Source organism: Enterobacter sp. SECR19-1250 (assembly GCF_013391025.1).
Taxonomy (GTDB): Bacteria; Pseudomonadota; Gammaproteobacteria; order Enterobacterales; family Enterobacteriaceae; genus Enterobacter; species Enterobacter cloacae.
On record NZ_JACASJ010000024.1, the window covers coordinates 40531 to 54505 of the forward strand.

Sequence of the window (13975 nt, forward strand, 5' to 3'; positions counted from 1 at the left end):
GGCCCAAATGCTTAGAATTTGCCCGCCGAAACTAAAAAGACGGATAATCGCTTGGAATTGTTGTATACCGCCCTGCTCTATATCATTCAGCCACTGGTGTGGCTGAGACTGCTGCTTCGTAGCCGTAAAGCGCCTGCGTACCGAAAACGCTGGGCTGAACGCTATGGCTTCTGTCGCAATAAAGTTGCCCCGGACGGTATTTTGCTGCATTCCGTTTCTGTTGGCGAAACGCTGGCAGCGATCCCGCTGGTTCGCGCCCTGCGTCACCGTTATCCGTCACTGCCGATCACCGTCACGACCATGACGCCGACCGGCTCTGAGCGCGTGATGTCCGCCTTCGGTAAAGACGTGCATCACGTCTATCTGCCCTACGACCTTCCCTGCGCCATGAACCGTTTTCTGGAAACCGTTCGCCCTAAACTGGTGATCGTGATGGAAACCGAGCTGTGGCCGAATATGATTTCCGCTCTGCATGCACGTAAGATTCCACTGGTGATCGCGAACGCGCGTCTGTCAGAGCGGTCGGCGAAAGGCTACGGCAAGCTGGGGAAATTTATGCGCCGCCTGCTCAGCAAGATCACACTGATTGCTGCGCAAAACGAAGAAGACGCAGCGCGCTTTATCTCGCTTGGCCTGAAACGCAACCAGCTGGCGGTGACAGGCAGCCTGAAATTCGATATCTCCGTCACGCCTGAACTTGCCGCCCGTGCTATCACGCTGCGCCGCCAGTGGGCACCGCGTCGCCAGGTCTGGATTGCGACCAGCACCCATGATGGCGAAGAGGCGATTATCCTGCAGGCGCATCGTAAGCTGCTGGAGAAATTCCCCGATTTGCTGCTGATTCTGGTGCCTCGCCATCCCGAGCGTTTTAAAGACGCCCGTGAAATGGTGCAAAAAGGCGGCTTCAGCTTCACCCTGCGCAGCAGCGGTGAGATCCCCTCCACCAGCACGCAGGTGGTTATTGGCGATACCATGGGCGAGCTGATGCTGCTGTATGGCATCGCTGATCTGGCCTTTGTTGGCGGCAGCCTGGTGGAGCGTGGTGGCCATAACCCGCTGGAGCCAGCGGCCCATGCCATTCCCGTACTGATGGGTCCACATACCTTCAACTTCAAAGATATCTGTGCGAAATTGCAGCAAGCGGAAGGGCTAATTACCGTGACCGATGCGGATTCGGTGGTCAAAGAGGTCTCGACTCTGCTGACCGACGAAGATTACCGCCTGTGGTACGGTCGTCATGCCGTTGAAGTGCTGCATCAGAACCAGGGTGCCCTCACCCGTCTGCTGCAGCTTCTGCAACCTTATCTGCCGCAGCGGAGCCACTAATGTCAACGCGCCTGTCGGTCGTTCTGATCGCCAAAAACGCTGCCGATCTGCTTCCGGATTGCCTGGCCTCCGTTGCCTGGGCTGACGAAATTATCCTGCTCGACTCCGGCAGTGAAGACAACACGGCGGACGTTGCCCGCGCAGCGGGTGCAAAAGTCTATACCAACACCGACTGGCAAGGTTATGGCATCCAGCGCCAGCGCGCGCAGGGATATGCCACCGGTGATTATGTACTGATGCTCGACACAGACGAGCGCATCACGCCGGAGCTGCGTCAGGCTATTCAGGCGGTGCTCGCCGCACCAACGCCGGGCACGGTCTACAGCATTGCGCGTCGTAACTATTTCCTCGGCCGTTTTATGCGTCACAGCGGCTGGTACCCCGACCGGGTCACGCGCCTCTACGAGCGCGAGCGGTATCAGTACAATGATAATCTGGTCCATGAATCCCTGGCCTGCGACAGTGCGCCAGTCGTCCCTCTGACGGGCGATCTTTTGCACCTGACCTGCCGGGATTTCGCCAGCTTCCAGCGTAAACAGCTCAACTATGCCACCGCCTGGGCACAGGAGCGCCATCAGCGCGGCAAGAAGGCCACGCTGACGGGTATCTTCACCCATACGCTGGGAGCGTTTCTGAAAACGCTGCTGCTGCGTGGCGGCGTGCTGGACGGTAAACAGGGCTGGTTACTGGCCGTGGTAAATGCCCAGTATACTTTCAACAAATACACCGAGCTGTGGGCGCTCAGCCGCGGCTACTCAGAGAAAACGTGAGCCATGAGCACAAAAGCGATTTATCCAGGTACCTTTGATCCGATCACCAATGGTCATCTTGATATCATCACCCGTGCGGCGTGCATGTTCGACAAGGTGATTCTGGCGATTGCTGCCAGCCCCAGTAAAAAACCGATGTTTGACCTGAACGAGCGTGTCGCGCTTGCCACCGAGGCCATTGCGCACCTGCCGAACGTGGAGGTGGTGGGCTTCAGCGATCTGATGGCCAATTTTGCCCGCGCTCAGCAGGCGACGATTCTGATCCGTGGCTTACGCGCGGTGGCAGACTTCGAGTATGAGATGCAGCTGGCGCACATGAACCGTCATTTGATGCCGGAGCTGGAAAGCGTATTTCTGATGCCATCCAAGGAGTGGTCGTTTATCTCTTCCACGCTGGTGAAAGAGGTGGCGCGTCATCACGGGGACGTTACCCATTTCCTGCCGGTTAACGTCCACCAGGCGTTGATGGACAAGCTAAAGTAGCGTTATTTCTGGCACTGACGGCAATAGAATGTGGCGCGCTGGGCATGCTTTGTTGCGATGATCGGCGTTCCACACACCCTGCACGGCTCGCCTTTGCGGCCATACACCTGCAGCTCCTGAGCAAAATAGCCTGGCTTACCATCGCTTTGCAGGAAGTCCTTCAGCGTCGTTCCCCCCTGCTCAATTGAGCGAAGCAGCACCGCTTTAATCACCCGCACCAGCAGCTCACACTCCTGCGCCGACAGCGAAGAGGCCAGCCGATCGGGATGGATCCCGGCTGCAAACAGCGATTCGCTGGCATAGATATTCCCCACGCCGACCACCAGCTTGTTATCCATCAGCCAGGGTTTAATCGGGGTTTTCTTTTTCGCACACTTCGCTTTCAGGTATTCCGCGTTAAACGCTTCTGAAAGCGGCTCTGGCCCCAGATGCGCCAGTACGCTATGTCCTTCCAGCTCTTTGGTCCACAGCCATGCGCCAAAGCGGCGGGGATCGGTATAACGCAACACTTTACCGTTACTCATCACCAGATCGACATGGTCATGCTTTTCCGCAGGCAGCTCTTCAGTGAGGATCCGCAGGCTGCCGGACATGCCAAGATGAATGATGATCCAGCCATCGGGCAGCTCCAGGAGCAGATATTTCGCGCGGCGCTGGACGCTGAGGATCGGTTTATCGCTTAACGCATGGATCTCATCAGAAACCGGCCAACGGAGGCGGCCGTTACGCACGGTAGCATGAAGAATAGTCGCGCCGACCAGATGCGGCTCAATACCGCGGCGGCTGGTCTCCACCTCAGGTAATTCAGGCATGATTCCTCCGTAGTAAGATGCAGAATGCAAAAAACCCCGCAGTTGCGGGGTTTTTCAATACAAGGAGGCTAAAATTATTTGATTTTAGCTTCTTTGTACATTACGTGCTGGCGTACAACTGGATCGAATTTTTTCAGTTCCAGTTTTTCCGGCTTAGTACGTTTGTTCTTCGTGGTGGTGTAGAAGTGACCTGTACCAGCAGAAGAAACCAGCTTGATTTTCTCGCGAATACCTTTAGCCATGATTTATTTCCTCTTTAAGTACTTAGTACTTTTCGCCACGGGCACGCAGTTCGGACAGAACTGTATCGATGCCTTTCTTATCAATTACACGCATACCTTTAGCAGATACGCGCAGGGTGACAAAACGCTTCTCGCTCTCAACCCAGAAACGGTGAGAGTGCAGGTTCGGCAGGAAACGGCGTTTAGTCGCGTTCAGTGCGTGGGAACGGTTGTTACCGGTCACCGGACGCTTGCCAGTAACTTGGCAGACTCGGGACATGTCTATTCTCCAAAAATCAAATTAGCTCGAGCTTCGTATGGGGTATCGGCGCCTCGTCAGGCTTTACAGCCCGGTCATCGCATAGTTCTATTGAACTCTCGATTGCCAGGCCCAAATGCCAAACCCGAGATTCTCAAAGGTGGCGTAGTATACGCTGACTCGGCGGTGTGCTCAAGTCCCGAACAGACAAAGATCCCGATGGATCGCGAGAAATAGCCTAAATCCAGCCATGTTCTGCAAAAGAAAGGTACTCTCCGCGGCCAATTATCAGATGGTCCAGCACACGAATGTCCATGAATTGACAGCATTTGACAATGCGGTCGGTGATCTCTTTGTCAGCTCTGCTTGGTTCTGCACAGCCAGAAGGGTGATTATGCGCGAGTATCACGCCGGCTGCATTCAATTTTATTGCTTCGCGCACAATTTCACGCGGATGAACCTCTACATGGCTTAGCGTGCCCGAGAAAAGGTGGCTATGCTTGAGCACCCGGTTCCGGTTATCGAGAAAGATCACCATAAAGATCTCGCGTTCAATATCGGTTAACTGACTTTGCAGAAACTCGCGCGTCATCGCAGGAGTCAGTATCGGGTCCTCTTCCTGCATACGAACACACTGAAAACGGCGGGCCAGCTCGGCAATCCCCTTAAGCTGGGCATATTTCGCCACACCGATACCCTCCACATGCGCAAACTCCGCCAGTTCCGCCGTCATCAAACCGTAGAGTGAATCAAAATGGCCTATCAGATCTTTTGCCAGCGTAAAGACCGTTTTGCCCGGCGTACCGGTGCGCAAAAAAAGCGCCAGCAGTTCCTCATCTTTTAGCAAAGTGACGCCATAGCGCAGCAATTTTTCGCGCGGTAAGAGCAGTTCATCCTCGTCTTCCATGCTTTTTCTCCCTGTTTTTTGCCCATCTTGCCATAGGCTACTCAGGTACCTGACTCTCGCGTCTCGTTCTTGCGTAACGCCTCGCAAAGTGACCGAAGGACAAGATCACCCCGTTTTTGGGATTGTGATAAAATGCCCGCTCTCTGGTGAAACCCAACAGGAAAGAATCATGATGAGCCTGGCCGGTAAAAAAATCGTTCTTGGCGTTAGCGGCGGCATTGCAGCCTATAAAACGCCGGAACTGGTGCGCCGTCTGCGCGAGCGCGGGGCCGACGTACGGGTCGCGATAACCGAAGGCGGAAAAGCCTTTATCACTCCTCTGAGCCTGCAGGCCGTTTCAGGATACCCGGTATCTGACAGCCTGCTTGACCCTGCCGCAGAAGCCGCGATGGGCCATATTGAGCTTGGGAAATGGGCAGACCTGGTTATCCTTGCCCCCGCCACGGCCGATTTAATTGCCCGCGTTGCCGCCGGGATGGCGAACGATCTGGTTTCGACCATTTGTCTGGCTACGCCCGCCCCTGTTGCCGTTGTGCCGGCCATGAATCAGCAGATGTATCGCAATGCCGCGACCCAGCATAATCTACAGACGCTGACCTCGCGCGGCCTGCTGATCTGGGGGCCGGACAGCGGGAGCCAGGCCTGTGGCGATGTCGGCCCAGGCCGTATGCTTGATCCATTGACTATTGTCGATATGGCCGCGGCCCATTTTTCGCCTGTCAACGACCTGCAACATCTCAACATCATGATTACAGCCGGCCCAACGCGCGAGCCGCTGGATCCGGTACGTTACATTACCAACCACAGCTCCGGTAAAATGGGCTTTGCGATTGCGGCCGCAGCGGCGAAACGCGGCGCGAACGTCACGCTGGTCAGTGGCCCGGTCTCCTTACCTACGCCGCCTTTTGTGCAGCGTATTGATGTCACCACCGCGCTGGAAATGGAGGCCGCGGTACAGGCCCATGCGCAAAACCAGCAGATTTTTATCGGTTGTGCTGCCGTCGCGGACTACCGCGCAGAGACCATTTCTGATGCCAAAATCAAAAAGCAAGGCGATGAATTAACACTAAAAATGGTTAAAAACCCGGATATCGTTGCTGGCGTCGCCGCGCTGAAAACCCATCGTCCTTACGTTGTTGGGTTTGCCGCAGAAACAAATAATGTGGAAGAATATGCCCGGCAAAAACGTACCCGCAAAAACCTCGATTTGATTTGCGCGAATGACGTATCGCTGGCCACGCAAGGATTTAACAGCGACAGCAACGCACTGCACCTTTTCTGGCAGGATGGAGATAAAATCTTACCGCTTGAGCGCAAGGAACTCCTGGGCCAACAATTACTGGACGAGATCGTTACCCGTTATGATGAAAAAAATCGACGTTAAGATTCTGGACCCGCGTGTTGGCGAGCAATTCCCGCTGCCAACCTATGCCACCTCCGGCTCTGCCGGTCTTGACCTGCGCGCCTGTCTCGATGACGCCGTAGAACTGGCTCCGGGTGCGACCACCCTGATCCCAACGGGCCTGGCGATTCACATTGCTGACCCTTCACTGGCGGCGGTGATCCTGCCACGTTCAGGCCTGGGTCATAAGCATGGTGTCGTGCTGGGTAACCTGGTCGGCCTGATCGACTCTGACTACCAGGGCCAGCTGATGGTTTCCGTCTGGAACCGAGGTCAGGACAGCTTCACCATTGAACCGGGCGAGCGTATCGCGCAGATGGTCTTTGTACCTGTGGTGCAGGCAGAATTTAACCTGGTGGCAGACTTTGATGCCACCGACCGTGGCGAAGGCGGCTTCGGCCATTCCGGGCGCAAATAACCGCCCGACAGACACGCATCTCACAGCGCCATAATGTCATAACAAACCGCAAACGCCAGTTTGCGGTCGCTGTGTGGATGCCAGCCTGACAAGTGCTTATTTTCAGGGGTATTTTGCAACATGGCAGAAAAACAAACCGCGAAAAGGAACCGTCGCGAAGAAATACTTCAATCTCTGGCTCTGATGCTTGAATCCAGCGATGGCAGTCAACGCATCACCACCGCAAAACTGGCCGCCTCTGTAGGCGTGTCTGAAGCGGCGCTGTACCGTCATTTCCCGAGCAAAACCCGGATGTTCGACAGCCTGATCGAGTTTATCGAAGACAGTCTGATCACGCGCATCAACCTGATTCTGAAAGACGAAAAAGACACCACCGCGCGTCTGCGTCTGATTGTGCAGTTGATTCTGGGATTTGGAGAACGTAACCCGGGCCTGACCCGTATTCTGACTGGCCATGCGCTGATGTTTGAGCAGGACAGACTGCAGGGTCGCATCAACCAGCTATTCGAGCGTATTGAAGCGCAGCTGCGCCAGGTACTGCGTGAGAAGAAAATGCGTGAAGGCGAAGGTTACAGCATGGATGAAACGCTGCTGGCAAGCCAGATCCTGGCATTTTGCGAAGGCATGCTCTCCCGTTTTGTACGCAGTGAGTTCAAATACAGCCCAACGGACGATTTCGACGCCCGTTGGCCGTTAGTGGCGGCGCAGTTGCAGTAACGTCGTTGCCGGATGGCGGCTTCGCCTTATCCGGCCCACAAATTGCGCAGGCCCGGCAAGCAACGCGTCACCGGGCAATTCCGTTACACGCCAAACTCTTCGCGATATGCCCGCACCGCAGCCAGATGATCCGCCATCTCTGGCTTCTCTTCCAGATACGCAATCAGGTCTTTCAGGTTGATGATTGACGTCACTTTACAGCTGTAATCACGTTCAACTTCCTGAATGGCCGAGATTTCACCACGCCCCCGTTCCTGACGGTCCAGAGAAATCAACACGCCAGCCAGCGTCGCGCCGTTGGCCTGGATAATCTCCATGGATTCGCGAATGGCGGTACCCGCGGTGATGACGTCGTCCACCAGCATCACGCGCCCCTGCAGTGTGCTGCCGACCAGGTTGCCGCCTTCACCGTGGGTTTTGGCCTCTTTACGGTTAAAGCAGTACGGCACGTCGCGGTCATGGTGTTCTGCCAGCGCAACCGCGGTGGTGGTCGCAATCGGAATGCCCTTATAGGCAGGGCCAAACAGCAGGTCGAAATCAATCCCTGAATCCACCAGCGCTTCGGCATAGAAACGGCCTAACAGCGCCAGATCGCGCCCGGTATTGAACAGCCCGGCATTGAAGAAATAGGGGCTCTTGCGCCCGGATTTCAGCGTAAACTCGCCAAACTTGAGGACCTGCTTGTTAAGCGCAAACTCAATAAACTGGCGCTGATACGGTTTCATGGATTCGCTCCTTTGTCTTTTCTGTCTTACAGGCAAAAAAAAGGCGACTCATTGGTCGCCTTTAAAATCAATTTTCTAACGCCGCTTTCTGCGTCGTTACAATAGATTCAATTCCCCCTCGGGCCAGAGCCAGCAAGGTGAGAAGTTCTTCGTGGGTAAACGGTTCGCCTTCTGCGGTGCCCTGCACCTCAATGATACGTCCGTCTTCGGTCATCACCACGTTCATGTCAGTTTCGGCAGCGGAGTCTTCTACGTATTCCAGATCGCAAAGCGCTTCACCGTTAACGATACCGACGGACACCGCGGCAACCATCCCTTTCATTGGGTTTGTTTTCAGCTTACCGGCCGCAACCAGTTTATTCAGGGCATCAGCCAGCGCTACACAGGCACCGGTAATCGATGCGGTACGCGTGCCACCGTCAGCCTGAATGACGTCGCAGTCCAGGGTAATGGTGAATTCGCCCAGCGTTTTCAGATCAACAGCGGCGCGCAGCGCACGCGCGATGAGACGCTGAATTTCCATGGTACGGCCGCCCTGCTTACCCTTTGCCGCTTCACGGGCATTACGGGTATGCGTTGCACGCGGCAGCATGCCGTATTCAGCCGTGATCCAGCCCTGGCCCTGACCTTTCAGGAAACGCGGAACGCCTTCTTCAATGGAAGCCGTGCACAGCACTTTGGTGTCACCAAACTCAACCAGAACGGAGCCTTCAGCGTGTTTTGTATAGTTACGGGTCAGGGTGACGGGACGCACCTGATTGGCGCTACGACCTGCTGGACGCATGATGAATTCTCCGGCTTGAAACGAATGTGGCTGCGCATTATACGGATAAAGGACGCTTATTCCTATCCTGAGAAGCCCCTGAAAGCTATAATCCCCCCATCTCTCCTTTAAAAACGGGAATATCTATGATCCGCAGTATGACCGCCTACGCCCGGCGTGAAATCAAGGGTAGCTGGGGTAGCGCTACCTGGGAAATGCGTTCGGTAAACCAGCGCTATCTGGAAACCTATTTCCGTATGCCGGAGCAGTTCCGCAGCCTTGAGCCTGTGGTGCGTGAGCGTATCCGTACGCGTCTGACGCGCGGCAAAGTGGAATGTAACCTGCGTTTTGAGCCGGATGCCAGCGCGCAGGGCGAACTGATCCTCAACGAAAAACTGGCAAAACAGCTCGTCAATGCGGCGAACTGGGTCAAAATGCAAAGCGACGAAGGCGAAATTAATCCGGTTGATATTCTGCGCTGGCCTGGCGTCATGGCTGCCGGAGAGCAGGATCTGGATGCAATTGCCGCTGAAATCCTTGCCGCCCTCGACAGCACGCTGGATGACTTTATCGTTGCTCGCGAAACCGAAGGCCAGGCGCTGAAAGCGATGATTGAACAGCGCCTTGAAGGCGTCAGCGCCGAAGTGGCAAAAGTACGTACCCATATGCCGGAAGTGCTGCAGTGGCAGCGCGAGCGTCTGGTTGCCAAACTGGAAGAAGCGGAAGTTCAGCTGGAAAATAACCGTCTGGAACAAGAGCTGGTGCTGATGGCGCAGCGCGTTGACGTGGCCGAAGAGCTGGACCGTCTGGAAGCACACGTTAAAGAGACCTACAACATTCTGAAGAAGAAAGAAGCCGTTGGCCGTCGTCTCGACTTTATGATGCAGGAGTTCAACCGCGAGTCGAATACCCTGGCGTCTAAATCAATCAATGCCGACGTAACGAATTCCGCCATTGAGCTCAAGGTACTGATTGAGCAGATGCGCGAGCAGATCCAGAATATTGAGTAACCACACTCGATAGTGTTTAAAAGGCCACTGGAAGTAGTGGCCTTTTCCTTGTAAAAATGCTCGTCCTCTTTTTGATTGTGAGCATACTCCATGAAACAATAGTTATAGGGTACAGCACAGCCGGCAAGAGCCCTTTGACTTCAGCACGCTTTAGCAGCCAATCCCGTCCATTAAGAAGAAATTGGTCATATCTGGTCGCACCAGAACATAAGAAATTGCTTATTATTTTTGATACAATCACCGGCGTTTAATAAAAAGAAAAAATATCGACCGGAAAAGTGAATGGTAAACATAAACTTAACATTAGAGAAAAGCAAAAGCCTCGCCGTTGACCGCGAATTCCGCCAGGATATCAACCTGCTGCGCGGCGTTGCCATTCTTTCCGTGGTGCTTTACCACTTCGCGCCCGCTCTGCTTCCTGGCGGATTTGTTGGTGTGGATATCTTCTTTGTAATCTCTGGTTTCCTGATGACAAAAATTATATCCACCGGCCTCGAAAAGCGTTCGTTTAATCTGATAGGATTTTACGCTGCACGCTCTAAGCGCATAATCCCGGCCTTGCTTATGCTGTGTATTATCATGGCTCTGGTAACCTTATTCTGGCTGCCAACAAACGAATATCGAAATCTCGGGAATTATATTGGCTATATTATTATTTTTATTTCCAATATAAAACTAAAAAAAGAGTCAGGGGATTACTTTGCAACCGACTCGCATGAAAATTGGTTCCTGCATACGTGGTCACTCTCGGTTGAATGGCAGTTTTATCTGGTTTTGCCCTTAGTTATTATAGCGTTATACTCGATAAGAAAACGAGTCAATACCGGATTATGTCTGTTAATACTTACGCTGGGAGCATTTTGGTTTAGCATGAGTGCCACGGCGAATGACGCTACCCGGTTTTATCTGATGCCCTATCGCGCCTGGGAAATGCTCTGTGGCGGCCTCGTCTGGTATGGGGCAAATCGTTTCATCCTCCCGGGAGCATTGCGCACAATAACGGCTCTACTGGGATATATATTAATCGCGGCCTCTGTTTTCTTTATTAGCGCTGAACACGCCTGGCCTGGTGGGCTAACCTTACTGCCCGTCATCGGTACAATGCTAGTTATCTACAGTAACGACAGTTCACTGATTAGCCTTGCTGATCGCAACCTTCGCTGGGTTGGTTTAAGTTCCTATTCTGTCTATTTATGGCACTGGCCTGTTGCTGTGTATCTTTTTTATGCCGGATACCAACACAACGGGCTCTGGGTAGTCAGTGCCATTGCTCTCTCTTTTGTACTCGGATGGGTTTCATGGGTGCTAATCGAGAAACCTGCCAAAAACTATTTGAACCAGCGTAGCGTAGCCGCATTCTGGATAATTTTGTTTAGCTGTATCGGGGCTACCTGGATATATAGTCATCTGGTAAAAAAAGACATTATTGTTAGCCTTCCTGACGCTCAGGTCGAACGGATAGCCGCCGAAGCGAACAATAAAAACTATGCCGCCGATCCAAAAACACACATGAGTTTTTACGGCACCGGTGCACCAGCAGCGATCATTATTGGCGACAGCCACGCCGAAGCCGCGGCAACAGCCCTCGCTGCCGCCGCAGAGGATCGTGGTTCCGTTGTAGGCATAACGTATTCAGGTTGCCCTACGTTGGCAGATGCCACTCTGCTGGAGAGCAAACGCTGCGGCAAGTTTAACCGCTCGCTGAGTAAAAAATTACAAGCCTACCCGACCAATATCCCCGTGGTGATTGTCAACCGCCTGAGCCATTATGCTGAGAAAAGACTGGTGAAATTCAATACGGGATCCCTGGACGATAAAGAATATTTACAACAGTATGCGACGTCCATCGTAAAAATGGCCTGTACGCTTAATCGCGAACGTCCGGTAGTACTGGTCAATCCTGTTCCAGAAATGCATGAAAATGTGCCTCGTACACTCTCCCATCGCTTAATGACGTTTAAAAAAGCACAAGATATTTCTATTCCTCTGGCAGAGTATCAGAATCGAAACAGAGCCATTCTGCAGGCGCAATATCAGGCAGCACAAGCCTGTGGAGTCAGGGTTCTGGATCCTACGCCTTATCTGTGCAGTGCGGGGCGATGCATGGGCAGTAAAAATCTTGAGCCGCAATATTTCGATGATAACCATCTCAGCGAGACGGGGAATAAAGCGCTTGTGCCGATGTTTCGGCAGATTTTCTCTCAACGCACCCAATAAACATGAAAAAAACTAATGCGTAAATGCATATAACATATGCATTTATTGGGTTTCTGGGCCAGTTTTGGGTTAGAAAAAATAGGTCTTCTTCGGTCACACAAAAAAAACTAAATAGTGACTTTCTGCACAAAACGCTACTCTTCTGTCCCACTTACTGGGGGATACATGCTGCTACATATTCTTTATCTCGTTGGGATCACGGCCGAAGCCATGACTGGAGCACTCGCTGCCGGTCGCCGTCGTATGGATACGTTTGGGGTGATCATTATCGCCACTGCCACAGCCCTGGGAGGCGGATCGGTACGCGATATCCTGCTGGGGCATTATCCACTTGGCTGGGTAAAAAACCCTGAATACATTATTATTGTCGCAATTGCTGCCGTGCTGACCACCATTGTTGCGCCAGTTATGCCCCATCTTCGCCGTCTGTTTTTAGTCCTTGATGCTTTGGGTCTGGTGGTTTTCTCCATTATCGGGGCGCAAATCGCGCTGGATATGGGCGAAAGCCCGGTCATTGCCACTATAGCAGCGGTCGTAACGGGCGTATTTGGCGGCGTACTGCGCGATATGTTCTGCAAACGCATTCCGCTGGTTTTCCAAAAGGAGCTTTATGCCGGAATATCCTTTGCATCTGCCGTTCTGTATATCGCACTACAGCATTATGTTTCGAGCCATGATGTTGTGGTAATTACCACGTTATTATTTGGTTTCACGGCTCGTTTACTGGCACTGCGCTTAAAGCTGGGATTGCCGGTTTTTCATTACACTCAGGACACTCATTGAATTCTCAACAAAACCACAACAAAGTAGTAAAAAGCACTTTTTGTCATCTCATATTATCGGCGCAAACACGATAAACTATCGTACCTTTATTTCTCAGAGATTTGCGTTACAACAATGTCCCTTGCCAAAACATCAGCCCTGATGATTAATAAAAAAATCAGCAGCCATTTTTTAATTTTGCTGCTGATTTCCGTGCTGATTCAAATATGGCCAGTATTTTTAACACAACCTGCCCGATTCGCAGTGCGCATTGCGATTTGTACTGCGCTGCTACTGGTTTGCGCTGCAGCAATCTACCGCTCTCTTCCCGGCAAGATCGTCGCATTTGTTTTAACCACCCTGCTCTCGTTAAATTATGCAATTGCATACAGCACCTGGAGCGTCTATCAGAGCGAATTTAACACCGTATTTGCGATGAGTATTCTGGGCACTCATCTGGCCGAAGCGAAAAGCATGTCGGGTTTATACCTGCACTGTTTACCAGCAGCTGCTGCTTACTGTCTTGTCACCTGGTACGCGGTCAAATCAGCTAGCGAGCATGTTTCTCCCCGGGTGAAAGCCATCAGCTTCATTCTGCTTGTTGTCTATTTTGGTTGGTATTCAACGGCAAATTGGCTAAAAAAGCGCCACGATCTTGAAGTTTATTATCCTTTAAGCTCCCGTATTTTAACCAATACGCCTTTTTACACCGGAGCAGAGTTTATTATTGCCCATCGCGACAATGCGCTGGCGCAGAAAATCAGTCATCACAACGTTAATTATCCTTCGTTGCAGAGTTATGAAACGGGCATCGAAAACTATGTTGTTATCGTGGGTGAATCCGCGCGTCGCAGCAATATGCAGCTCTACGGCTTTAACCAGGATACTACTCCTGTGGAATCAGGGCTGGCTAAGGACGCCCTCATTTTTAGCGATGCTATTGCCCCCGCATCAGCCACCGTTCTTTCCGTGCCGATGATATTAAGTAAAGCGGATCCTGACCACTTCACCGCCGATAAGCTTGCTGACAATATCATTAGCGTTGCCAAAAAAACGGGCTATCATACCGAATGGATTAGCGCTCAGGGTAATACAGGAAAAAGCAATAATTACATTGTGGCCATTGCTTCTATCCGACATTCCGCAGCTAATTTAGGAATAAACTACCTCATAGAGTCTACCG

Annotated in this window: 16 protein-coding genes; 10 read left to right on the plus strand and 6 right to left on the minus strand. The window is 52.5% G+C overall.

Annotated elements, in window-relative coordinates; genetic code table 11:
* Positions 1–51: 51 nt before the first annotated feature.
* The 3 genes from waaA to coaD are packed head-to-tail and all read left to right on the plus strand — an operon-like array spanning position 52 to position 2579.
* Complete coding sequence (waaA, locus tag HX884_RS08845) at positions 52–1326, plus strand: lipid IV(A) 3-deoxy-D-manno-octulosonic acid transferase (protein WP_013094897.1); 1275 nt, start codon at positions 52–54, stop codon at positions 1324–1326.
* Positions 1326–2096 (plus strand): glycosyltransferase family 2 protein, encoded by a 771-nt coding sequence (locus HX884_RS08850; protein ID WP_014830152.1) that lies wholly within the window; start codon positions 1326–1328, stop codon positions 2094–2096. Before waaA ends, HX884_RS08850 begins: the two co-directional genes overlap by 1 nt.
* A 3-nt stretch (positions 2097–2099) precedes the next feature.
* The gene (coaD, locus tag HX884_RS08855) at positions 2100–2579 is read left to right on the plus strand and encodes a pantetheine-phosphate adenylyltransferase (protein WP_013094895.1); all 480 of its coding nucleotides are present in this window, start codon (positions 2100–2102) and stop codon (positions 2577–2579) included.
* Positions 2580–2581: 2 nt separating this feature from the next.
* Here the strand turns inward: coaD and mutM are convergent, their stop codons facing one another.
* The 4 genes from mutM to radC all read right to left on the minus strand — a co-directional run bounded on the left by mutM (position 2582) and on the right by radC (position 4778).
* On the minus strand, positions 2582–3391 hold the full coding sequence (mutM, locus tag HX884_RS08860; RefSeq protein WP_013094894.1) for a bifunctional DNA-formamidopyrimidine glycosylase/DNA-(apurinic or apyrimidinic site) lyase: 810 nt from the start codon (positions 3389–3391) through the stop codon (positions 2582–2584).
* A gap of 74 nt (positions 3392–3465) precedes the next feature.
* Positions 3466–3633 carry a 50S ribosomal protein L33 gene (rpmG, locus tag HX884_RS08865; RefSeq protein WP_013094893.1) on the minus strand — a complete coding sequence of 56 codons (168 nt, stop codon included), beginning with the start codon at positions 3631–3633 and terminating at the stop codon, positions 3466–3468.
* A 22-nt stretch (positions 3634–3655) separates the two neighbouring features.
* A complete protein-coding gene (gene rpmB, locus HX884_RS08870; protein ID WP_002436699.1) occupies positions 3656–3892 on the minus strand; it encodes a 50S ribosomal protein L28 in 237 nt (78 codons plus the stop codon).
* A gap of 217 nt (positions 3893–4109) precedes the next feature.
* Positions 4110–4778 (minus strand): DNA repair protein RadC, encoded by a 669-nt coding sequence (gene radC, locus HX884_RS08875; RefSeq protein WP_178327997.1) that lies wholly within the window; start codon positions 4776–4778, stop codon positions 4110–4112.
* Between the two features lie 172 nt (positions 4779–4950).
* On the opposite strand from radC, the gene coaBC reads away from it, so the two are divergent.
* From coaBC to slmA, 3 genes are all read left to right on the plus strand, one after another.
* A complete protein-coding gene (gene coaBC / locus HX884_RS08880; protein ID WP_094915772.1) occupies positions 4951–6162 on the plus strand; it encodes a bifunctional phosphopantothenoylcysteine decarboxylase/phosphopantothenate--cysteine ligase CoaBC in 1212 nt (403 codons plus the stop codon).
* Positions 6140–6598, plus strand: coding sequence for a dUTP diphosphatase (gene dut, locus HX884_RS08885; protein WP_015570042.1), 459 nt, complete (start codon positions 6140–6142; stop codon positions 6596–6598). Before coaBC ends, dut begins: the two co-directional genes overlap by 23 nt.
* A 120-nt stretch (positions 6599–6718) precedes the next feature.
* Positions 6719–7315 (plus strand): nucleoid occlusion factor SlmA, encoded by a 597-nt coding sequence (gene slmA / locus HX884_RS08890; RefSeq protein WP_178327998.1) that lies wholly within the window; start codon positions 6719–6721, stop codon positions 7313–7315.
* A gap of 83 nt (positions 7316–7398) precedes the next feature.
* On the opposite strand, the gene pyrE is transcribed toward slmA, so the two are convergent.
* Positions 7399–8040: an orotate phosphoribosyltransferase gene (pyrE, locus tag HX884_RS08895; protein ID WP_045294560.1), complete on the minus strand. Its 642-nt coding sequence runs from the start codon at positions 8038–8040 to the stop codon at positions 7399–7401.
* Between the two features lie 67 nt (positions 8041–8107).
* The gene (rph, locus tag HX884_RS08900) at positions 8108–8824 is read right to left on the minus strand and encodes a ribonuclease PH (RefSeq protein ID WP_013094888.1); all 717 of its coding nucleotides are present in this window, start codon (positions 8822–8824) and stop codon (positions 8108–8110) included.
* Between the two features lie 125 nt (positions 8825–8949).
* Between rph and HX884_RS08905 the strand changes: the two genes are divergently transcribed.
* The 4 genes from HX884_RS08905 to HX884_RS08920 all read left to right on the plus strand — a co-directional run.
* On the plus strand, positions 8950–9813 hold the full coding sequence (locus HX884_RS08905; RefSeq protein ID WP_013094887.1) for a YicC/YloC family endoribonuclease: 864 nt from the start codon (positions 8950–8952) through the stop codon (positions 9811–9813).
* 282 nt (positions 9814–10095) lie between these two features.
* Complete coding sequence (locus HX884_RS08910) at positions 10096–12030, plus strand: acyltransferase family protein (protein ID WP_178327999.1); 1935 nt, start codon at positions 10096–10098, stop codon at positions 12028–12030.
* 165 nt (positions 12031–12195) lie between these two features.
* Complete coding sequence (locus tag HX884_RS08915; protein ID WP_045294554.1) at positions 12196–12813, plus strand: trimeric intracellular cation channel family protein; 618 nt, start codon at positions 12196–12198, stop codon at positions 12811–12813.
* 114 nt (positions 12814–12927) lie between these two features.
* A partial coding sequence (locus tag HX884_RS08920) for a sulfatase-like hydrolase/transferase (RefSeq protein ID WP_178328000.1) occupies positions 12928–13975 on the plus strand: 1048 nt, incomplete at its 3' end.

Bases quoted from the DNA above. Each gene is read 5' to 3' on its own strand.
- pyrE (WP_045294560.1), bottom strand. From the start codon at position 8,040: ATGAAACCGTATCAGCGCCAGTTTATTGAGTTTGCGCTTAACAAGCAG.
- HX884_RS08850 (WP_014830152.1), top strand. From the start codon at position 1,326: ATGTCAACGCGCCTGTCGGTCGTTCTGATCGCCAAAAACGCTGCCGAT.
- dut (WP_015570042.1), top strand. From the start codon at position 6,140: ATGATGAAAAAAATCGACGTTAAGATTCTGGACCCGCGTGTTGGCGAG.
- HX884_RS08915 (WP_045294554.1), top strand. From the start codon at position 12,196: ATGCTGCTACATATTCTTTATCTCGTTGGGATCACGGCCGAAGCCATG.
- mutM (WP_013094894.1), bottom strand. From the start codon at position 3,391: ATGCCTGAATTACCTGAGGTGGAGACCAGCCGCCGCGGTATTGAGCCG.
- coaD (WP_013094895.1), top strand. From the start codon at position 2,100: ATGAGCACAAAAGCGATTTATCCAGGTACCTTTGATCCGATCACCAAT.
- HX884_RS08910 (WP_178327999.1), top strand. From the start codon at position 10,096: ATGGTAAACATAAACTTAACATTAGAGAAAAGCAAAAGCCTCGCCGTT.
- slmA (WP_178327998.1), top strand. From the start codon at position 6,719: ATGGCAGAAAAACAAACCGCGAAAAGGAACCGTCGCGAAGAAATACTT.
- rpmG (WP_013094893.1), bottom strand. From the start codon at position 3,633: ATGGCTAAAGGTATTCGCGAGAAAATCAAGCTGGTTTCTTCTGCTGGT.
- coaBC (WP_094915772.1), top strand. From the start codon at position 4,951: ATGAGCCTGGCCGGTAAAAAAATCGTTCTTGGCGTTAGCGGCGGCATT.
- radC (WP_178327997.1), bottom strand. From the start codon at position 4,778: ATGGAAGACGAGGATGAACTGCTCTTACCGCGCGAAAAATTGCTGCGC.
- rph (WP_013094888.1), bottom strand. From the start codon at position 8,824: ATGCGTCCAGCAGGTCGTAGCGCCAATCAGGTGCGTCCCGTCACCCTG.
- rpmB (WP_002436699.1), bottom strand. From the start codon at position 3,892: ATGTCCCGAGTCTGCCAAGTTACTGGCAAGCGTCCGGTGACCGGTAAC.
- HX884_RS08905 (WP_013094887.1), top strand. From the start codon at position 8,950: ATGATCCGCAGTATGACCGCCTACGCCCGGCGTGAAATCAAGGGTAGC.